The organism is Terrilactibacillus laevilacticus (genome assembly GCF_006517395.1).
Taxonomy (GTDB): Bacteria; Bacillota; Bacilli; order Bacillales; family Sporolactobacillaceae; genus Terrilactibacillus; species Terrilactibacillus laevilacticus.
This window is the reverse complement of the sequence record NZ_VDCY01000003.1, coordinates 153129-174930: the sequence shown is the minus strand read 5'-3', so window position 1 is coordinate 174930 and position 21802 is coordinate 153129. Positions and strand designations below refer to the sequence as shown.

Genomic DNA, 21802 nt, shown 5'->3' with positions numbered 1-21802 from the left:
AACGACTTAAGATAGAATTGTACAGAGGTTAAGTTGTGGAGGTGAAGGTTTTATGACTGAGAATAAGAATGTAATGCTCCCACTTCTTCCATTGCGTGGTCTACTCATATATCCATCAGTCGTTTTACACTTGGATGTTGGACGAGAAAAGTCTGTAGAAGCTCTTGAGAAAGTTATGAAGGACGACCATCGTATCTTACTTTCTGCTCAAAAAGATGTTGGACTGGAAGAGCCTGAGCAATCAGATATTTATGAAGTGGGTACCATTGCTTTGGTTAAGCAGATGTTAAAGCTGCCAAATGGAACCATTCGAATTTTAGTTGAAGGTGAAAAACGTGCGCGGATTACTTCATTTACGGATACGGATGATTTCTTTGAAGTAAGTGCGGACGTTTTAGAAGATGAAGATACACAAGATATAGAAACAAAAGCATTAATGCGAAGAACACTTGATCAATTTAATGATTATATTCAACTTTCAAATAAAGTAACACCAGAAACTTATGCTGCAGTGGCAGATATAGAAGAACCTGGCCGGTTTGCTGATATGGTTGCTTCTCATTTATCACTTAAAATCAAGGAAAAACAAGCCTTATTAGAAACTGTCGATGTTAAAGAACGATTAAATAAATTAATATCGTTGCTTGCCGATGAACAAGAAATTCTTAGTCTCGAGAAAAAAATTGGGCAGCAAGTGAAAAAGTCCATGGAGCGGACGCAGAAAGAGTACTACTTGCGTGAACAAATGAAGGCTATCCAAAAAGAACTTGGTGAGCGAGAAGGACGCGAAGGTGAAGTGGAATCCTTAAGATCTCAAATCGAGAAGTCTGCAATGCCGGAATCTGTTAAAGAAAAGGCATTAAAAGAAATTTCGAGGTATGAAAAATTGCCGCCAACGTCACAAGAAAGTGGCATTATACGTACCTATATAGATTGGTTTCTTCAGCTTCCTTGGTCCGAAAAAACAGAAGATGTTATTGATTTAGAACGTGCAAAAGAATATCTAGACGAAGCTCACTATGGTTTGGATAAAGTCAAGGAACGTGTTCTTGAGTACTTAGCTGTACAAAAGTTAACCCAATCATTAAAAGGACCTATTTTATGCTTAGCCGGTCCTCCAGGTGTTGGTAAAACATCATTAGCTAAATCTATTGCTAAGTCGCTAAATCGTCATTTTGTCAGAATATCTCTTGGCGGCGTGAGAGATGAAGCAGAAATTAGAGGACATAGGCGCACGTATGTAGGAGCGATGCCGGGGCGTATTATCCAAGGGATGAAAAAAGCTGGCACCATTAATCCTGTTTTTTTATTGGATGAAATTGATAAAATGTCCAATGATTTTCGCGGCGATCCATCTGCGGCGATGTTAGAGGTTTTGGACCCTGAACAAAATGGCAACTTTAGTGATCACTATTTAGAAGAACCCTATGATTTACGCAACGTCATGTTCGTAACAACAGCAAATAATATCGGAACCATTCCTGGGCCACTCCTTGATCGGATGGAGATCATCAATATATCTGGCTATACAGAGGAAGAGAAACAACATATTGCGTTAGAACATCTTTTTCCAAGGCAGTTAAAGGCACATGGTTTGAAAAAAAGTCAGTTAAAAATTCAGCCGGAATCCATGAAAACGTTAATAAGTCAATATACAAGAGAAGCAGGAGTCAGAAGTCTCGATCGTTTACTCGCCAAAATTTGCCGAAAAGCAGCAAAACGAATTGTATCAGGTGAACAGAAAAGTGTCACTATAACGTTAAATACGTTAGAGAATTTTCTCGGCAAACCAATATTTAGGCATGGCGTTGCTGAGTTGAGGGATCAAATCGGTACAGCAACTGGACTTGCTTACACTTCGGTTGGGGGAGAAACGCTGTCTATCGAGGTTTCGCTATCTCCAGGAAAAGGAAAATTAATTTTGACTGGGAAATTAGGCGATGTCATGAAAGAATCGGCACAAGCTGCTTTTAGTTATATTCGATCACATGCCGAGGAATTGCACATTGCTGAAGATTTTCATGAAACTCGTGATATTCATATCCACGTTCCCGAAGGTGCAACACCAAAAGACGGGCCATCAGCTGGAATTACAATGGCGACGGCTTTAATATCCGCTTTGACCAATCGACCAGTAAGAAGAGAAGTTGGAATGACTGGCGAAATTACGTTAAGAGGACGTGTCTTGCCTATTGGTGGCTTAAAAGAAAAATCTCTTGGTGCTCACCGTGCAGGGCTAAAAACCATCATATTCCCAAAAGACAACGAAAGAGATCTTCAAGACATTCCGGAAAGTGTACGTCAAGATTTGAAATTTATTCCTGTTAGTCATCTGGATGAAGTGCTAAAATATGCACTAAAGGATGTGTCAAATGAAGATTAATTCATCAGAATTTATTATTAGTGCAGTAAGTCCAAAGCAATATCCAACTGATGGACTGCCCGAGATAGCACTTGCCGGGCGTTCTAATGTTGGCAAGTCATCATTAATAAATACACTTTTAAATCGAAAAAACTTAGCGCGAACATCCCAAAGACCAGGTAAAACGCAAACATTAAATTATTATAAAATCAATGATGCTTTTTATTTTGTAGATGTCCCTGGCTATGGGTATGCCAAAGTGTCAAAGAAAGAAAAGGAAGCTTGGGGAACGATGCTGGATACGTATTTTCAAGCCAATCAACCATTAAAAGCCATTGTTCAACTCGTTGATTTACGGCACCCGCCTTCCAAAGAGGATATTCATATGCATGAATATTTGATGTACTTTGGTCACCCAACAATTACCGTAGCAACCAAAGCAGATAAAATATCAAAAGGCAAACAAGAAAAACACAAACGTGTCATTGCCAAAGATCTACGGCTGACATCAGATGATCCATTCATTCTTTTTTCGTCTTTTACAGGACAAGGAAAAGACACCTTGTGGAAAACGCTTCAATACTACATGAAAAACGTCTAAGCCATAGGTTTAGATGTTTTTTCATGTAGATAGGCGAGTTTCTATTGAATGACGATATCTTTTAAAGATTGTCTACACAATCACCGACAAGAAACGTTCAGCTCATATAACACATTAACTCATATATGTACATTTTGTGAACTTTTTATTAAATATTTGCGACAAGCTAGCTTAAGTTTTTGATTTTACCTTATTTCTTTGCTAAAGTTGATTAAGTAATAATTATTCTAATCTAAACAATGATGTATGATTTAAGAGCATGAATGATGGATATTATGTAAATAATGAAAAGATATTAATCAGGGGAGGGTAAAAATGCATATTCTTGTTATTGGTGTTAATCATCGCACCGCCCCTGTCGAAATAAGGGAAAAAATAGCATTTGATGAACAAACACTGCCTGATGCGTTGACAAAACTCAGGAATACGAAGAGTATCTTTGAAGATGTCATCGTTTCGACATGCAACCGGACAGAAATTTATGTGGTTAGTGATCAACGGCATACAGGAATTCATTTCACAAAAAGTTTTATCTCAGATTGGTTTGACATTGATAAAGAAGACTTTCTTCCTTATATTTATATTAAAGAAAATCATGATGCCATTGAGCATCTTTTTCATGTTGCCTGTGGATTAGATTCAATGGTACTTGGAGAAACGCAAATTCTTGGTCAAATCCGTGATAGCTTTTTGCTTGCCCAAGACTATGAAACAACGGGAACTTTTTTTAATCAACTATTTAGAGAAGCCATCACAGTCGCCAAACGAGCACAGTCGGAAACAGGCATAAATGATACACCACTTTCAATTAGTTATATCGCAGTAGAAATGCTTAAACAACATATTTCGAATTTTGAGGATCGGCATATTCTCATTGTTGGGGCTGGAAAGATGAGTGATTTAGCCTTAAAACATTTAAAAGCCATTGGTGGAAGACATATCACCATAGTTAATCGAACGTATGAAAAAGCGAAAAGACTAGCTGATCGGTTTGATGCAGAAGCCAAAAGGATGACGGAACTGAATGATTTATTAGTACAAACAGACATTGTTATTACATCAACAAGTTCTAGGAATTATGTAATTGATATAAATACCATGGAGACGATCATGAAAAAAAGGGCTGAAAAACCACTTTTTATTATTGATATGGCCGTTCCTCGAGATGTTCATCCAAAAGTTCAACGCTTATCCCATGTATATCTCTTTGATATTGATAAGTTAGAAAGTCAGAGTCGACAGAATGCGGAAGAGCGGATGCGCTTAGCTTATGATGTTAAGAAGATAATACATGAGCAAACAGATGTATATTGCCAGTGGATGCAAACATTAGGTGTTGTTCCATTAATTACAGCATTGAGAAAAAAAGCTCTTTCAATTCAATCTGAAACGGTAAGCAGTATTGAGAGAAAAATACCAAGCTTAACTGACAGAGAAAAGAAAGTGATTCGAAAACATACAAAAAGTATTATTAATCAATTGCTCAGAGACCCTATCCAGAAAATAAAAGAAAGTGCCGGACAAGAGGACGCTGAGTATGCATTTCAATTTTTCAAAGATCTTTTTCAAATTGAACTTGATCAGGAAGATGAAAAATCAATGAAATCACAAGTTCATCAAGATAAAAATAAAGATGGTTCATATCCGTCGATTCCGATTAAATGATACACGAGCAGATTGAAGGTGAGATAGCATGAGGAACATCCACGTTGGATCAAGAAAAAGTAAACTTGCTCTAACACAAACAGAATGGGTTATTGATCAATTAAAAAAAACATCCGCTCGTTTTACTTATTCTGTTGAGCATATCGTGACAAAAGGCGATCGTATATTAGATGTCACTTTGTCAAAAGTAGGTGGGAAAGGTTTATTTGTAAAAGAAATCGAATCTGCTTTATTAAATAAAGACATTGATTTTGCCGTTCATAGTATGAAAGATATGCCGAGTGAACTACCGCCGGGTTTGAAATTAGCCGGTATTCCTGTTAGAGAAGATTGCCGAGATGCATTGATTTCAAATGATCATATCGGTTTCCGTGATTTAAAGGAAGGGGCTGTCATTGGGACAAGTAGCTTAAGGAGAGCTGCACAAATCTTACACGAAAGACCGGATCTGACCATTCGATCACTAAGAGGCAATATTGACACACGTTTAAGAAAGTTAAAAGAAGATGGATATGACGCAATTATTCTCGCTGCTGCTGGATTGAACAGGATGGGTTGGTCACAAAAGGTGGTAACGGAGTATCTATCGGACGACCTCTCTGTACCAGCTGTTGGTCAAGGAGCTCTTGCCATTGAATGCCGAGAAGATGATCATGAATTAATTGAAGTATTAAAAGAGATTCATGATACACAAACGGCAGCTACTGTAGAAGCTGAGCGTGCATTTTTAAGAAAATTAAATGGGGGTTGTCAAGTCCCAATTGCAGCTCATTGTACAGAAAAAGAGGGTGTTTATACACTCACGGGATTAGTTGGTTCACCCGATGGAAAAACGATTTTAAAAGAAATTGTGAAAGGTGAAAAGCCGGAGTCCATCGGATTAATACTAGCAGACATATTATTAGCCCAAGGAGCTGAAAAGTTGATTGCTCCTTTTCGTGAAGGATATTGATAGATAAAGGATGAGAGGCAGATGACGAATTCCAACCTATGTGAAACTTATGCGATCAATCAAGTTCTTAAAGGTAAACGTATTATCGTGACTAGAGAGAAAAAGCAATCGCAAAGTATGTGCAAAAGAATTCATGACTACGGTGGAACATGCATCCAAGTTCCGCTGATAAGCTATACCCCTGTCTCTTTTTCACCTAAAGAAAAAGAAGAACTTCTGGCCGATGTGGAACAAGCAACATGGGTTATTTTTACGAGTCAAAATGCCTTTCATTTTTTTATCGAATTAGTGCCTAACTTAAGTATTTTGGAAGATAAACACATCGCTGTTGTTGGAGATAAAACGGCGGCATATCTTAAATCATTTGGACTAGAACCGGATCTATCACCCAAGAGGTTTACGAGTCGAGCCTTATATGAACAAATTCTTCAAGAAGTGAATGGCCAAGAAACCTCTTTTTTTATTCCGGTGAGTCAAATGGCCAATCAACAATGGATTCAAGATTTGCGCAAAAAAGGTTATCAAATTAAATCAAAAACAATCTATCATACGGTCAAAAATGAGGCATCTAAACAGTTACTTCGAGATTGTTTTCATCGAAAGGTTGTCGATGTTGTGACGTTAGCTAGTTCGTCAGCGGTGACTTTTTTTGTGCAAATGGTTCAAGAATTAAATCTTGATAAGTTTTCGGCACGTGTTATTTATGCTTGCATTGGATCAAAAACCGCAGCCGTAGCTAAAAAATATGGATTGGCCCCCATCATTGTGCCAAAAAAATATACAACAAATACCATGATTGATGCTGTTTGCCAATATTATATGGAGGAATGAAAATGTCAGAATTACAATTTGACCGTCATCGTCGGTTACGTCAAAATTCAACAATAAGAAAAATGGTTCGTGAAACATCCCTATCACCATCTGATTTTATCTATCCCATTTTCGTAGTTGAAGGGGAGTCTAATTATAAAAAAGAGATTCCTTCTATGCCAAATGTTTTTCAGTACTCCCTAGATCGAGTTCATGAAGAATTAGATGAGATCACGGCACTTGAAATTCCATCTGTCATGTTTTTCGGTGTGCCAAAAGATAAAGATGCGGTTGGAACAGGGGCTTATCATGAACACGGTATTGTTCAGGAAGCGATTCGTCTGGCTAAAAAAAATTACCCAGATTTAGTTGTTATTGCGGATACGTGTCTGTGTGAATATACGGATCACGGACATTGTGGTATCGTCAAAGATGGGGATGTTGATAACGATGAAAGCTTAGTCTTACTACAACAAACGGCCGTATCACAAGCCGAAGCTGGAGCTGATATTATCGCCCCTTCTAATATGATGGATGGTTTTGTTCTTGCCATCCGCCGTGCATTAGATGAAGCAGGATACACACATATCCCCATTATGTCTTATGCGGTAAAATATGCCTCGGCCTTTTTCGGTCCCTTCCGCGATGCGGCAGAAAGTGCACCACAATTTGGAGATCGTAAAACGTATCAAATGGATCCAGCCAATCGCCTTGAAGCCTTTCGCGAAGCCACATCAGACATTGAAGAAGGAGCCGATTTCTTGATTGTGAAGCCAGCCCTACCATATCTTGATATTATTCGAGATGTGAGAGATCGTTTCAATTGTCCAATTGTGGCTTATAATGTGAGTGGTGAATATGCCATGGTCAAAGCTGCTGCATTGAACGGCTGGATTGATGAAAAGCGTGTCGTGTTAGAGTCGTTAATTGGGATGAAGCGTGCAGGCAGTGATTTAATTATTACGTATCATGCTAAAGATGCGGTAAGATGGTTAAATGACTAATAGCGAAAGGAGATCATCATGAATTTTTCTAAATCAATTGAGGCATTTAAAGAAGCGAGGCCGCTGATGCCAGGTGGCGTAAATAGTCCTGTCCGTGCCTTTCGATCTGTTGATATGAATCCAATTTTCATGGAAAAAGGAAAAGGTTCAAGAGTGACAGACATTGATGGCAACGAATATATCGACTACGTTCTATCCTGGGGTCCCCTCATTTTAGGGCATGCTAACGATAAAGTCGTGTCTATTATAAAAGAAACCGCTGAAAAAGGGACAAGCTTTGGTACCCCGCACAAATATGAAACGGAGCTTGCAAAGCTTGTCATCGATCGTGTTCCTTCTGTGGAAGTTGTACGTATGGTGAACTCTGGAACAGAGGCAACGATGAGTGCGCTTCGATTAGCAAGAGGCTATACTGGCCGAGATCTTATTTTGAAATTTGAAGGAAGTTACCATGGTCATGGTGATTCTCTCCTCATTAAAGCGGGTTCTGGTGTTGCGACACTCGGTTTACCAGATAGTCCTGGCGTTCCTATAGGAATTGCTCAAAATACATTAACCGCACCTTACAATGGAATTGATGAAGTTAGAACTATTTTTGAAAAATATGGAGATCAAATCGCTGGTGTCATTGTTGAGCCTGTTGCAGGGAATATGGGGGTTGTCCCACCGATTCCAGGATTTCTTGAGACACTTAGGGAATTAACGGAAACCCATGGCGCCCTTCTTATTTTTGATGAAGTGATGACAGGTTTTCGTGTCGCTTACCACTGCGCCCAAGGTTACTATAACATCACTCCTGATCTAACATGCCTTGGAAAAGTCATCGGTGGTGGTCTACCAGTAGGGGCTTACGGCGGAAAGAGAGAAATTATGGAGAACATCGCCCCAGATGGTCCCATTTATCAAGCCGGTACCTTGTCGGGTAATCCATTAGCGATGGCAGCGGGATATATGACACTGTCTCAACTTAAACCTGAAGATGACCTGTTATTTAGACAAAAAGCCGATAGATTAGCGGAAGGATATTATGAAGCGGCGAGAAAATACGACATTCCCCTTACCGTTAATCAAGCAGGTTCCATGATCGGTATCTTCTTTACAAACGAAAATGTCATTAACTATAAGGCTGCAAAAACGGCAAACCTGGATTATTTTAAAACTTATTTTAAATCCATGATTGAACAAGGAATTTCCATTCCTCCATCACAATTTGAAGGATTGTTCCTATCAACTGAACATTCAATGGATGATATTGAATTAACGATACAAGCTGCTGAAAAAGCTTTTAAATCAATACGAGAAACAGAATAAATTATAGGCACCCTCTAATAAAACTGAGGGTGCCTATTTTATGCCGGTAAATCTATTAGTGGGTATTTTCTTTCATTTTATGGTGATCGATCGGTTTTGGGGTTCCTTGAAACAATCCACTTGAACGATAGACGAAAAGTGAAAAGATGTACAAAATAGTCGTAAACCAGGCGACACCGATGAACCCTGAAACATGATTTAATAAAATTCCGCCTAAAATACCTCCTATTGTTGTTCCAAAATACATGGTGGCACTAGATAATGCTGAAATAGTCCCTCGAGCAGTGGTGGATAAACTTTGCATCGTACTCATAAAGACAGGAAAAACGAAACCACCAATTAAAAAGACAAGGGTTAAAACGATTTCTGCCGTTATTAAATTGGGTGAAAAGGGCAAAACCGCATATAGGACAATTAAGATGACTAATGATACAAAGAGTGATTTTGCCTCACCTAATTTTTTGACAACTGAACTGCCGAATAGTGACCCAATGGTATTTCCAACTCCAAGTGCAAACATCGCTGTCCCGATTTCTGCAACGCCAAGCGAAAAATCTTTCGTAAACCAAGATCCAATAAATGAAAAAGAAGCGAAATTTCCTAATTGAAACAAGAAGTAAGCCATAAAGTACTTTGTTGCTCTAGGTGCAACGAACAGTTGGGTATATGTCGATACAAGGGATTGTTTTTCTCCTTGTCTGACAGACGGAATTGACGGAAGCATGAATATGATCGTAAATAATAAAATGAAGGCAGCGCCTGCAATCGAAAAGAAGGGGATGCGCCAAGATGAAACGGCAAGATAGCTTCCTATCGGTACCCCAATCACTTGGGATATCGAGAGACCCGCTGTGGCATAACCCATTGATCGGACAATGTTCTCTTTCTTAACAAGATGGGGGATTGATGCCCATACTTGTGGTGTCACAAACGAGGCACTAATACCTGCGATGAATCGGAAAATAACCATTGACCAAAAGTTTGGAGCTAGACCACATAGAAAAGTAGATATAACAAAAGCCATCAATCCATAAATCATGATTTTTTTTCGATCAATGCCATCTGAAATTGGCCCCGCGATAAGAGCAAAACAGACATAACCTAATGCATAGGCACTCACTAGCCAACCTGAAATATCCGCTGAGATATGATATGTATGTCTTAGTGTAGGTAATAGCGGCGAAATCAAAAAAGTATCGGTGCCTATGACAAATGTGATGAAAAAGAATAAAACTGAGATTTTTCTCATAGTAATTTAACTCCTTTTGATTTTATAGTTTTAATATTATCGAACTATGAGATAATATTTTTCTTGGACTCATAATGAATCCAAGAATCCGGGTAAATAGTGTTCAAATGTTTCCATCCGTAGCTGTACATATTTTGTACGAGCATCTTTTCTTGTTGTCGTTAATCCCGCTTCACGAAGCGTTTTAAAATGATAGGAAACGGTTGATTTAGACATATCAACACGGTCACCGATTTCACCACAACTTAGTTCTTTTTTCGAATCTCTTAACAAACGGACAATTTCCAATCGTGTTTCATCAGCCAAGGCTTTAAAAATTTGTACTCTGAATTCATCTTCATTTTTTAGTTTAATATTCATGGAACTATCGTACAGTAAGAAATTCATTTTGACAAGTAAAAGGCCTCTAGGATATAAAAAAATCCCCAGCTATAAGTGCGTGTTCAAAAAGGTGACAAATGAAAAGGGTTACTGGCTAAGTACGCTAGAATCCTGCAAGAAACGCCAGTACTAGCCCGTCCTGGGCGTCGGAGGCAAAGAGCGGGCAAGTTTTTCTTAGGACCGGCATTCCTCGCGTTGTGGTGGCTTCAGGCGCCAGCGTGAGCGATTTTAGCCAGCGATCCTCTTGTATCCACTACTACATGAGGACCGAAAAAACAAGCGGGCGCCGAGATTCGTAGCTTATCATTTGGTGACTTTTTGAACCTCCTCTATAACAATTAAGTTATAGGATGCTTCCACCAATAAAAGTAATATTATGTTTAAGAAAAAAAGATTCTAGTGATTTTTCGACAGATTGATCAGAAATAAATATATCGATATCTTCAGGTTTAACAAATGAAGCAATCGAATTTCTTCCCAACTTTGAATGATCCACAAGTGCAATAATGCGATCAGAACGCTTTACCATCTCCCTTTTTAATTCTACTTCATAGTAATTAAAGTCTGTTAAGCCAGATTCTTTTGTAAAGCCATTTCCAGATGTAAACATCATATCAACATGTATGTTGTTTAGGACATTAACACCTAATGTTCCTTTTATTGAACTTGAACCTTTTGACACAAGACCACCAATAAGAATTACGGTTATTTCGGGATTCTCGCTTAATTCCATCGCAGTGTAGATTCCATTCGTTATGATAGTTAGACGTTTATTTTCATTTTTAAGTAAACGGGCTAATTCTAATCCAGTTGAACTTGCATCAATGAGCAGGCATTGACCATGTTCAATAAGAGACAATGCACATTGAGCAATTCTTATTTTTTCTTCTTTATAACGGTTTGCTCGAGTCGAAAAACTTGTACCACTTTCTGAGTAATCATTTAGGACAGCTCCCCCAAATGTTCTTTTCAATAAACCTTGTTGTTCCATTTTATTTAGATCAGATCGAAGTGTAGCTTCTGAAACAGTCAGTAACTTAGAGAGTTCTTTTACAGTGATTCGTTGTTTTTGGTTAAGAATGTCTAATATATTCTTACGCCTTTCAGCGACAAACATTTTTTTCATCGGACTTCACCTTCATTTGGAGAGTTTATATTATTGTATTTTAAAAAATATTTTTTATCAAATAATAAAAAAAGAAAATGAAATAGAAGTTATAAAGAAAATAAATGAAAATAAAATAACATTAAAAATAACTAAATGAAAACAAATGAAAACATTTTTATTGACATTTCCTCTGAAAGCGTTTACTATTTATCGTGTATTCGGAATATTTAATTGAAAAGGGAGTTGAATAAGAGTGAAGTTAGCTATTGGGTGTGACCACAATGCACTTGAAATGAAAGAGGAGATAAAGACTTTACTCATCGAACAAAACTATGACGTTATTGACTATGGGTGTCATGCTTGTGAATCTGTTGATTATCCGGATGTCGCTTTTAAGGTCGCACAAGCTGTTGCTGATGGGAACTTTGAACGAGGTATTCTAATTTGCGGTACTGGAATCGGTGTTAATATTGCAGCAAATAAAGTACCTGGGATTCGAGCGGCTTTATGTCATGATGTTTATTCTGCTGAAAGAGCACAAAAAAGTAACAATGCCCAAATCTTAACGATGGGGGCTCAGGTTATTGGTATTGAACATGCTAAAAAAGTGGTTGAAGCCTATTTAAATTCCCATTATGAAGGTGGACGTTCTGCTCATAAAGTTCAAAAAATAAATGAAAAAGAAGCTGAATTTTTAAATGGGGGGATTAAAAGATGAAGAAACTAGTCAATAATCCAATCAAAGCAGTAGATGAGATGATTGAGGGTTACGTAAAAGCTTATCCAAATTATATAAAGACTGTTGGAGAAAATCTTCGTGCACTTGTGACAGCTAAAGAAACTAAAGAAAATAAAGTAGGTGTCATTATAGGTGGAGGGGCCGGGCATGAGCCAGGTTTTATGGGCTACATTGGAACTGGATTTGCTGATGGAGTTCCTGTCGGAAATATTTTTGCATCACCGCCTCCAGATCCGATTTTAGATATTACGAAGGAAATTGATAAAGGTGCAGGAGTTATTTATTTATACGGTAATTATCAAGGAGATATTATGAATTTTGGCATGGCTGCTGATTTAGCCGATCTAGAAGCAGATATACGTGTTGAGACAGTAAGAGTAACCGATGACGTTGTTTCAGCACCTAAAGATAGGTTGGAAGAGAGGAGAGGGATAGCCGGAAGTTTTTTTGTATATAAAGCAGCAGGGGCAGCAGCCGATTTAGGTTATAGTTTGGATCATGTAGTAAGAATTGCAAATAAAGCCAATGATTCAACACGTTCAATGGGGGTTGGATTGTCTCCATGTTCCTTGCCACAAACTGGTGAACCTAGTTTTGAATTAGCTGATCATGAGATGGAAATTGGTTTAGGGGTTCATGGTGAACCAGGTCTTTATAAAGGAGAGATCCGTCCTGCAGAGTCAATTGTAAACGAACTTATGGAACATATATTGGCAGATATGCCGATTTCAAGAGGGGAAAAAGTCGCTGTATTGGTAAATGGACTTGGATCTACGCCTCAAATGGAGCTTTATATCATGTTCCGTAGTGTAGCCAAAATTCTTGAGGACCAAGGTATTATTATTTATCGTTCATATGTTGGAAATTATTTAACGTCACTTGAAATGGGAGGATGTTCTGTTTCATTAATGAAACTGGATGATGAATTGACAACAATGATAGATCACCCTGCGGATTGTGCCATGTTTGTTCAAAAATAGGAGGAATGGAAATGAACATTGATTCTAGGAATCTTATAAACTATTTTCAACAGGTAGTTGAAATGATAGAAAAAGAGAAAGATCATTTATCAGAGCTTGATAGAAAATTAGGCGATGGTGATCATGGTGTAACAATGTCCATAGGATTTCAAGCAGTAAAGGATAAGCTAGACCATGAACTCCTTGATGAAGAAGATTGTTCTAAGATATGTATTGTTGTGGCTAGAACATTTCTTAGTGCGGTTGGTTCATCCGTAGGTCCATTATATGCTACAGGGTTTCTTAAAGGGGCAAAGGTGATAAAGAATAAACGAACATTAGATGATGAATCGCTAACTAAATTCTGGCTTGCTTTTGTTGATGGTGTTAAAGAAAGAGGAATGGCAAAAGTAGGTGACAAGACAATGGTAGATACATTAGAGCCAGCTGCAAATATACTTAAAGAAGAGTTTGAGAAAACAGGTAATTTTATAGAAGCCTTTCAATATGCCGTTGATGCGGGGCGAATGGGTATGGAATCGACACAAGAACTCTTATCTCGTAAAGGTAGATCAAGTCGTTTGGGGCAACGTTCACTTGGGGTCATTGATCCAGGTGCTGCCTCGGCTTATCTCTTACTAAATACTTTTTTAACGTCGTTAAATTCAAAACGAGGAATTTAGTCATGAAAATGAAGATAGAAATGAGGCATATTCAATCTGATTTACTAAATATCACGCAACATGCGGCTCTTTCAACTTATCCATATATCGGAAAAGGAGACAAAAATAACGCAGATAAAGCGAGTACCGATACGATGCGTTTGTTATTAAATCAAATGGATATCGATGGTAGAATTGTCATCGGTGAAGGGGAAATGGATGAAGCCCCAATGTTATTTATTGGAGAAAAAGTAGGGACGGGTAAAGGCAAAACATTAGATATAGCTGTAGATCCAATTGATGGAACAACGAATGTTGCAGCGGGAGATGGTGATGCAGTTACGGTCATTGCTGCATCAGATAGAGGAGCGCTCCTACACGCACCTGATATGTATATGAAAAAAATAGCCGTCGGACCTAAAGTGGGACCTGTCATTGATATAGATAAGTCATTGACATTTAATATGAAAGCGGTTGCTAACAAACTTGGTAAGCCGTTGTCAGATCTTCACGTTATGGTACAAGATCGTGACCGCCATAAAGACCTCATACAAGAAATAAGGAGTAATGGCGCAAAAGTGACACTCTTTTCGGATGTGGATATTATTGGTGCGATAAGTCCTTCATTATACCGTGAAAAGGTTGATCTTTTTGTAGGAATCGGAGGTGCACCTGAAGGAGTTATTGCTGCAACGGCAATTAAATGTTTAGGGGGTGATTTTCAAGCTCAATTGATTCTATCTAGTACAGCTGAGTACAAACGTTGTTTAAAAATGGGCATAACTGAACCGCATCGATCGCTGAGAATAAATGACATTGTAAGAGATGGAAATTGTTATTTTGCCATGACAGGGATAACAAATGGACGCTTATTAAAAGGGGTACATGAAGAAAAAGGTAAGTTGATCACACATTCGTTGTTAATTGCCTCTAGAAGATCAAGTGATCGACCAACATATCAGTTTGTTGAATCTTTTCATCTTAAAGATGAAATTAAGAAGGTCTATTTTAAACAATTTATTGAGGAGGAAACAAAATGAGTATTAATGAAAATCTATTAAATACAGAGAATCAACCTATCATACCCAAAACTATGAAAGCGGTTATGGCTTATAAACCAGGCGATTATCAATTAGTTGAAGTAGATACACCTAAAATAGAGAATGGAAAGGAAATTATCATAAAGGTAGAAGCTTGTGGGATATGTGCTGGTGATGTAAAGGCTTATGGCGGGGCACCAAGTTTCTGGGGAGACGAAAGTCAACCTGCATATATTAAAGCACCTATGATACCTGGTCATGAGTTTATTGGGCATATTGTCGCTATGGGAGATGATGTTGAAGGTTTCAAAATTGGCGATCGTGTTATATCTGAACAAATTGTTCCGTGTGAAAAATGTCGATTCTGTAAGCGTGGACAATACTGGATGTGCGAAAAACACGATTTATATGGATTCCAAAATAATGTAAATGGTGGCATGGCTGAATACATGAAATTCACTAAAGAAGGCATAAATTATCATGTTCCTGACGATTTGCCAATTGAAAAAGCTATTTTAATTGAACCATATGCATGTTCGCTTCATGCTGTTCAACGTGCACAAATTCAATTAGGAGACTTTGTCGTACTATCGGGGGCTGGAACACTTGGTTTAGGTATGGTGGGAGCTGCTAAAAAGGCAGGCGCTGGAACCCTTGTTGTTTTGGATTTGAATGACAAGCGATTAGAACTTGCAAAAAGATTTGGAGCAGATATTGTCTTAAATCCTAAAAAAGTGGATGTTGTAAAAGAAATTAAATCTATGACGGAAGGATATGGATGTGATATTTATATTGAAGCAACAGGTCACCCAGCTTCTGTAGAACAAGGACTCAGTATGATTAGAAAATTAGGCCGGTTTGTTGAATTTAGCGTTTTCAAAGATCCAGTTACGGTAGATTGGAGTATAATAAGCGATCGCAAAGAGCTTGATCTACTTGGATCTCATTTAGGGCCTTATTGCTACAATCTTGTTATTGATGGGATATCAAATGGTGATTTACCAACTGATGGTGTCGTGACTCATAAACTCCCTCTTGAAGAATTTAAAAAGGGATTTGAACTGATGCAATCAGGTAAAGATTCGTTAAAAATTGTTCTAATACCGTAATGTTCTAGGAAAAAAATGTCTTGGATTATAAAAGATTATTTACACTTGATGGTAAAATAGCTCTAATCATGGGCGGGAAAGTGGGTCTTGGTCGAGGGTGAATCATACGAATTAGGCGGTGCAATTCTCTTTTTAGCGTCTGATGCAGCCTCATTTAAACTGGTTAAGTTTTAGTTATAGATGGTGGGTATACTATTTTGTAACTAAAATTGATCAATGTTACATTATTTGATGTGTTATGATTAAAAATTTGTATGATTATCCTGTAGTGAGGTTGGTTAGATCAAAAACGTTAGGAGAAAGTTTTGTTTTTCTCCTAACCACATTCTATGCAAATATCCTAATTAAGAGGTGGATAAATGAAAGCGTTAACAAGTGGGAATTTGTTGGATCGAGTGGGCATGCCATCTCGATTAGGTTGGGGCTATCTTGGAATATTGATTTTTATGATGGGGGATGGGCTTGAACAAGGATGGCTCAGTCCCTATCTTCTTCATCATGGTTTGAGTATGGAGCAATCAGCTGCATTATTTACAATGTATGGTGTCACTATTGCCATTTCCTCATGGTTTTCAGGGGTATTAGTTGATACTTTTGGAGCAAAGAAAACCATGCTAGCAGGATTATTTCTATATATATTAGGGACAATCGGTTTTGTAGGGATTGGGATATCCCACTTGTCATTCGCTACTATGATTCCAACTTATGCATTACGGGGATTTGGTTATCCACTATTTGCGTATTCCTTCCTTGTTTGGATTGCATATCGTAGTCCACAACATCAATTGGGTGCAGCAGTTGGTTGGTTCTGGTTTGTATTTACAGGAGGAATGAACGTTCTTGGTGCCTATTATTCTAGTTGGGCTATTCAACATATAGGTCATATTAATACTTTATGGAGTGCACTTGTTTGGGTCTTAATAGGGGCTGTTTTTGCTCTTGTTATTAATCGTGATAAATTGGAAAGAGAGAATAAGTTAAGTGGAAAACAACATGTGAAAGAAATGTTAAATGGATTAACTATCGTAAAAAAGGAACCAAAGGTCGGTATTGCAGGTATCGTAAGAATTATTAATCAAACCGCTCAATATGCTTTCCCAGTTTTTTTACCTATATATATGGAGCAATATGGAATACAAACATCAACGTGGCTTCATATTTGGGGGAGTATATTTATTGGAAATATTGGATTTAATCTTATTTTTGGCTTTGTTGGTGATAAGTTTGGGTGGCGAAACACGGTTATGTGGTTTGGTGGCGTTGGATGTGGCGTTTTTACGTTGCTTTTATATTATTCACCCGTTTATTTTAGTGACCATATTTGGGTCATCCAAATTATTGGAATACTATGGGGAGGATGTCTAGCTGGTTTTGTCCCTCTTTCGGCTCTTGTCCCATCTCTTGTTAAAACTGAAAAAGGGGCTGCTATGTCAATTTTAAATCTAGGTGCAGGATTATGTGTGTTTGTTGGTCCTGCTCTTGTAGGAACTTTTATTAATTTAGTAGGAAGTGAGGGCATTATATGGATACTAGCAGGCCTTTACTTCATAAGTGCTTTTCTCATGAGATTTGTTTATTTACCTAATAATGCAAAAATAGTTGAGATTAAACCAGAAGATATGACTCTGTCACATTAAATCAAATAATATTATAAAACATAAAGCAGATAAAGCTGAGAAGAACAGTGGAACTTCTCAGCTTTATCTATTTATACATAGAATTGATTAATTAGGAAATGACTCTTATTCTCATTTTAATGATGAGGTTGGATAGACGGTTTTTAATATTTATTCTGTATAAATTGGCAAAGATCACATACATATCTTATAGCAGTATAAATTTAAAATTAAGAACTTTTGTCTTTCAATCATAGGAGACTAGCTTCTAGCATAAACATGAATAGAAAACCTTTTTGAAAGGATGAATGGGATGTCTCAATCTTCGAACAAGCGCCTGCAATTTTCGATTAATGAATCCATATGGCTTCAAGATGGAGAACGTGCAGAGGATATATTATCAATGGCTTTAGAACCTGATGTAGCAATAGAAGAGAACGGTGATTTCGTTGCCATCAAGGGGGCGCTCAGGTTAACTGGTGAATATAAGCCGCTGGATCAACCTGCAATAGATGCACAGGAAGAGGATTCAAACAGTCACTTGGCATTTCGAACAATTGATGAAATAAATGAAACGGATGAGGGAACAGCATTAATTGAACATCGATTTCCTGTAGATATTATCGTTCCCGTACAAAAAGTTGCGAATATTGAAGATCTCTATGTTGTTATCGAAACGTTTGATTATACACTAGAAGAAAATCGCCGTATTTTATTACAAGGAGATATTGCTATCACTGGATTAATGAATGAAAAAGAAAAAATTCCAGAGGCCTCATTACCATCTGAAGTGAAGGCACCACAGGAATCGGTTACAAACCGTTATCCGGAAATAGAACAAGAAGAAAAACAAGACTATGTGTCTAGCATTCCCTTTGATGATAAACCTGTAGATATTGAATCTAGTGAATCATCCTACACATCATTATCTCGAGGTGACTCAGATAATCCGTTTTTAAATGAATTCAATCTATCTTTGGATCATGAAGTTGATAAAGAAGAGAGAGAAGAAGAACAAACAAAAGATGATTCCTTCTCTTATCAAGATTCCTTTCATTTTGAAAGTCATCGTGAGCCTGAAAAAGAAAAAGAACGAGAAAATATTCAAATTGAATTAAAAAAACGAGACGAATCAAAGGACCATCAACCAGAGGAAGCAGAAGTTTCTCGAATTGAATTAAAAAAACAAGAAGAATCAGATGTTAATCAAACAGAGGAATTGGAAGTTTCTCGCAGCGAGCAAGCAGGCCAGAATATACCAATACCTACACCTGCTCCAGTCATCCCTGTTTCTGAAGAATCAACTCAAAAGCCCGCTCCAATGACTCAACAAGTCCAACCTGTGCCAGCGCCAACGACGCCTCCAGCTCAAGTTGAACCGATAGTTGAGGAGTCTAAAGAAAGCACGATGGCCGAAACGGAAGATACTGAAATGGAGCCAACAAAAAAAGAAGCAAATGCCCTCTACTTAACAAAAATGTTAGCAGGTAACGAAGATGAACAATTTACAAAGGTAAGATTGTGTATTGTTCAACATGGTGATTCTCTAGAAGGGCTATCAGAACGATTTAGTGTTCCGATCACCAGTATTTTAAGAAGGAATAAGATTGACTCCAATACTTTAAGTGAAGGTCAAATTCTGTATATTCCAACAAAAGGGAAATAGGTGGGGCTATGGATCGTCAGATAGCCTATATTTTGGCACTTATCCAAAATAGCTATGGCTTTAAAGAAATTAAACCATATCGCCAATCAAAATTCGTCATAAGCACAGATACAGGATTAAAAAGAATTCGTATTTGGCCGAATGAAGCATTTATGAAATGGCATATAGAATGGCGACACAGACTATTTTGTGACGCCTTTTTTATGGATCGAATGTATATCACACAATCAGGCAATGAAGCGGTATCAGATGGGTCATATTGGATTACATGTCATGATGAAATTGAAAAAGAGGTAGATATTAAAGATGTTCAACATGATTATGTAAAATGGATTGGTCAATTATTGACAAAAAGTGTGTTCTCCACAAATGATCATTCAAACATCAAAATTAAACCTAGTTTATTTAATATTGAACGTGAGTATCAAAAGTTAACGACATTGGCAAATCAGGCGCCAAGGTTAATAAAATTATTAACAAAAAGCTATCCGGCAGTAGTAAGTCGATCGCACCAGGCTGACTTACGCATAACTCCTTATTTACCATTCGATCATGTTCTACTTACGCCTCCAATGACGAAATTAATTAAAACGAAGTCCGTCTATGGGAAATTATTTGTTGAATTAGGTCAAGAAGAACCGACTATTGGTTATGGTGCTATTTCCAATCTAATTAAACACTGGTATACAAAACTATCAGAGAACCAATTTCATCATTTTATTCACGCCTTGGTGCCTTATGGTTTATTTGAAAAAGAAATATTCGATAAGGTTACCGCAGAAATGTATTATCCAAATGAATGGATCTATGCGGTAGAATCCTCTAATAAGATTAATAGTCAAGAAAAAGAAGAGAGAATGATCCATTTTTTCAAGAAACAGTGGGATTTAACGAATGAAGTCCTCACCTGTATGGAGGATTTGAGAAGAAAATGGGTTGAACGGGAGTATGAAGATGATTAAAAAGAGAGAGAACTGGCTACGGGCGTGTTTTCATTATGATCTTGTTCCTTCGGAGTGGGAACAAATAGGAAAAGTCATGAAGATTTTTACGTCGCGAGGGATTTTTGCTTTAAAACAGACTAAGCTAGATGCAAAACAGGAAAAAATGATAAGAAACATTCATCAAATGGCCATGCATCTAATGATCGATACAGTCCCTCTCGTTCCAACGAAATATGGGGATCTCATAACCTCTATTGATGGGATAAAATATCTTTTGACACCTTGGGTTGCAGAATCCTCATCTCTATCCTTCGAAATGAAAATGGAAGGACTTATTTCGCAAATGTCACGATTGCATGTTAAGACCATTCGAGATGGAGAGTCTTATGAAACAAACATCGAGTTGTACAAAGAGGAACTAGTAAAAGAATATGAATTCCATGAACAATTTGCAAGTAAAGCTGAACAACATGTTTATTTATCCCCCTTTGAGCAGCTGTACTTGCAAAACTTCTCGTCAATCATGTCTAGTTATGAAAATTTATTTACTTATTTAGAGAGTATAAAGCAAGAAAATAATCAAGATGATGAACATGAAAAGAAAATGGTCATTAGGCAGGCTATTTGCCATAATAAACCCACTTTCAATCATTTGATAACTCAACGTGAACGACAATTCCTTATTAATTTTGAACATGCAGACTACGATATTTTTACGTTTGAGTTAGCCAATATTTTGATGCAGTTAAATCATTCTCAAATTGATATGCAAACCCTAGTCAAAGGTTTAACGTTATATCAATCGATTTGTCCTCTTAATACAAAAGAGAAAGAATTACTCGTCATGATATTGCAATGTCAAAGGCGATATTATGCATTAGTTAAGAAATATGAAGAGGCTTCTGGATCAGGTAGAGAGTTACATTTTACTCAACAATGGATCAAAGAGGTCCTATTTTATGATTGCTTGACTGGCGCCTGTAAAGTATTTCAACCTAAAAATGAAAAAGAAGAATCCTAGAGTGTTCTGAAATGAAAGGACCGCTTTCACTACCTTCTTCTAAAATATTTTTTTGAGCAGGGCAATATAAATCAAAGCAAGTATGGCAAGTATGACAACATCAAATGTTGTTGGAAAAAAAATCGTTCGTATTAATTGAAAAACCGCTAAAGGAGCTACGATGATTTCTAGTCCCTCACGTAATTTTTTAAAAGCAGTTGGAAATTGAAATTTTTTAAACATATCGTTCCTCCTCGACTAAATCGATATTCATTCAAAATCCCTTATCATATCATGGGGATTTTCTATACATAAACATAAAATAGACTTTTTATGAAGATAATTTATTGATTGACTGATATACTGACATGGTCTTACCAGACATAGTTCCCTCTTAACTTTTTTATCATGAGGATTTCTAAAATGATCTTTGATAGTATAGTTTATGATGCCTTTTGGTTGGACGTGTATATTAAGTCCACCCAATTGGGTAGACTGTTCTTGACGAATTCGAATGATCTTCATATACTTATAGTAGGAATAGATTTTAGTGTTAAGAAAACATAAATAAATGTGATGATGAGGGAGTAGTACGTGTTATTTTAACTACTTAAGAGAGAGAAA

At 37.3% G+C, this 21802-nt stretch carries 20 protein-coding genes and 1 other annotated feature (1 of these 21 running past the window's edge); of the genes, 16 read left to right on the top strand and 4 right to left on the bottom strand.

What is annotated here, in order from left to right:
* The first annotated feature begins 52 nt into the window (after positions 1-52).
* The 7 genes from lon (at position 53) to hemL (ending at position 8705) form a co-directional block, all read left to right on the top strand.
* Positions 53-2383, top strand: a complete 2331-nt coding sequence (gene lon / locus FG390_RS05765; RefSeq protein WP_141190088.1) for an endopeptidase La — start codon at positions 53-55, stop codon at positions 2381-2383.
* Positions 2373-2963: a ribosome biogenesis GTP-binding protein YihA/YsxC gene (yihA, locus tag FG390_RS05760; RefSeq protein WP_141190087.1), complete on the top strand. Its 591-nt coding sequence runs from the start codon at positions 2373-2375 to the stop codon at positions 2961-2963. The genes lon and yihA overlap by 11 nt, the downstream gene beginning before the upstream one ends.
* A gap of 315 nt (positions 2964-3278) precedes the next feature.
* A complete protein-coding gene (gene hemA / locus FG390_RS05755) occupies positions 3279-4628 on the top strand; it encodes a glutamyl-tRNA reductase (protein WP_141190086.1) in 1350 nt (449 codons plus the stop codon).
* Positions 4629-4656: 28 nt separating this feature from the next.
* Positions 4657-5580 (top strand): hydroxymethylbilane synthase, encoded by a 924-nt coding sequence (hemC, locus tag FG390_RS05750; protein WP_141190085.1) that lies wholly within the window; start codon positions 4657-4659, stop codon positions 5578-5580.
* Between the two features lie 21 nt (positions 5581-5601).
* Entirely contained in the window at positions 5602-6411 is an 810-nt protein-coding gene (locus tag FG390_RS05745) for a uroporphyrinogen-III synthase (RefSeq protein WP_141190084.1), read from the top strand.
* Between the two features lie 2 nt (positions 6412-6413).
* A complete protein-coding gene (hemB, locus tag FG390_RS05740; protein WP_141190083.1) occupies positions 6414-7394 on the top strand; it encodes a porphobilinogen synthase in 981 nt (326 codons plus the stop codon).
* Between the two features lie 18 nt (positions 7395-7412).
* Positions 7413-8705, top strand: a complete 1293-nt coding sequence (gene hemL, locus FG390_RS05735; RefSeq protein ID WP_373681534.1) for a glutamate-1-semialdehyde 2,1-aminomutase — start codon at positions 7413-7415, stop codon at positions 8703-8705.
* A 55-nt stretch (positions 8706-8760) separates the two neighbouring features.
* On the opposite strand, the gene FG390_RS05730 is transcribed toward hemL, so the two are convergent.
* The 3 genes from FG390_RS05730 to FG390_RS05720 form a co-directional block, all read right to left on the bottom strand.
* Positions 8761-9954 carry an MFS transporter gene (locus tag FG390_RS05730; RefSeq protein WP_141190081.1) on the bottom strand — a complete coding sequence of 398 codons (1194 nt, stop codon included), beginning with the start codon at positions 9952-9954 and terminating at the stop codon, positions 8761-8763.
* Between the two features lie 69 nt (positions 9955-10023).
* The gene (locus tag FG390_RS05725) at positions 10024-10314 is read right to left on the bottom strand and encodes an ArsR/SmtB family transcription factor (RefSeq protein WP_141190080.1); all 291 of its coding nucleotides are present in this window, start codon (positions 10312-10314) and stop codon (positions 10024-10026) included.
* 364 nt (positions 10315-10678) lie between these two features.
* A complete protein-coding gene (locus FG390_RS05720) occupies positions 10679-11461 on the bottom strand; it encodes a DeoR/GlpR family DNA-binding transcription regulator (protein WP_141190079.1) in 783 nt (260 codons plus the stop codon).
* Positions 11462-11696: 235 nt separating this feature from the next.
* On the opposite strand from FG390_RS05720, the gene rpiB reads away from it, so the two are divergent.
* From rpiB to FG390_RS05675, 9 genes are all read left to right on the top strand, one after another.
* A complete protein-coding gene (gene rpiB, locus FG390_RS05715; RefSeq protein ID WP_141190078.1) occupies positions 11697-12161 on the top strand; it encodes a ribose 5-phosphate isomerase B in 465 nt (154 codons plus the stop codon).
* The gene (locus tag FG390_RS05710) at positions 12158-13162 is read left to right on the top strand and encodes a dihydroxyacetone kinase subunit DhaK (protein WP_141190077.1); all 1005 of its coding nucleotides are present in this window, start codon (positions 12158-12160) and stop codon (positions 13160-13162) included. The genes rpiB and FG390_RS05710 overlap by 4 nt, the downstream gene beginning before the upstream one ends.
* A gap of 11 nt (positions 13163-13173) precedes the next feature.
* The gene (gene dhaL, locus FG390_RS05705) at positions 13174-13824 is read left to right on the top strand and encodes a dihydroxyacetone kinase subunit DhaL (protein ID WP_141190076.1); all 651 of its coding nucleotides are present in this window, start codon (positions 13174-13176) and stop codon (positions 13822-13824) included.
* Positions 13825-13826: 2 nt separating this feature from the next.
* Positions 13827-14843 carry a class II fructose-bisphosphatase gene (gene glpX, locus FG390_RS05700; protein WP_246092714.1) on the top strand — a complete coding sequence of 339 codons (1017 nt, stop codon included), beginning with the start codon at positions 13827-13829 and terminating at the stop codon, positions 14841-14843.
* Positions 14840-15952: an MDR/zinc-dependent alcohol dehydrogenase-like family protein gene (locus FG390_RS05695; protein WP_141190075.1), complete on the top strand. Its 1113-nt coding sequence runs from the start codon at positions 14840-14842 to the stop codon at positions 15950-15952. Before glpX ends, FG390_RS05695 begins: the two co-directional genes overlap by 4 nt.
* Before the next feature lie 359 nt (positions 15953-16311).
* Complete coding sequence (locus tag FG390_RS05690; protein WP_141190074.1) at positions 16312-17589, top strand: MFS transporter; 1278 nt, start codon at positions 16312-16314, stop codon at positions 17587-17589.
* Between the two features lie 292 nt (positions 17590-17881).
* Positions 17882-19234 carry a LysM peptidoglycan-binding domain-containing protein gene (locus FG390_RS05685; protein WP_181406392.1) on the top strand — a complete coding sequence of 451 codons (1353 nt, stop codon included), beginning with the start codon at positions 17882-17884 and terminating at the stop codon, positions 19232-19234.
* Positions 19235-19242: 8 nt separating this feature from the next.
* Positions 19243-20196 (top strand): hypothetical protein, encoded by a 954-nt coding sequence (locus tag FG390_RS05680; protein ID WP_141190072.1) that lies wholly within the window; start codon positions 19243-19245, stop codon positions 20194-20196.
* Positions 20189-21199 carry a hypothetical protein gene (locus tag FG390_RS05675; RefSeq protein WP_141190071.1) on the top strand — a complete coding sequence of 337 codons (1011 nt, stop codon included), beginning with the start codon at positions 20189-20191 and terminating at the stop codon, positions 21197-21199. The genes FG390_RS05680 and FG390_RS05675 overlap by 8 nt, the downstream gene beginning before the upstream one ends.
* 39 nt (positions 21200-21238) lie before the next feature.
* Here the strand turns inward: FG390_RS05675 and FG390_RS05670 are convergent, their stop codons facing one another.
* Positions 21239-21421 carry a YszA family small membrane protein gene (locus FG390_RS05670; RefSeq protein ID WP_141190070.1) on the bottom strand — a complete coding sequence of 61 codons (183 nt, stop codon included), beginning with the start codon at positions 21419-21421 and terminating at the stop codon, positions 21239-21241.
* Positions 21422-21745: 324 nt separating this feature from the next.
* Positions 21746-21802: a binding site (T-box leader), on the top strand; it runs 164 nt beyond the window's last position.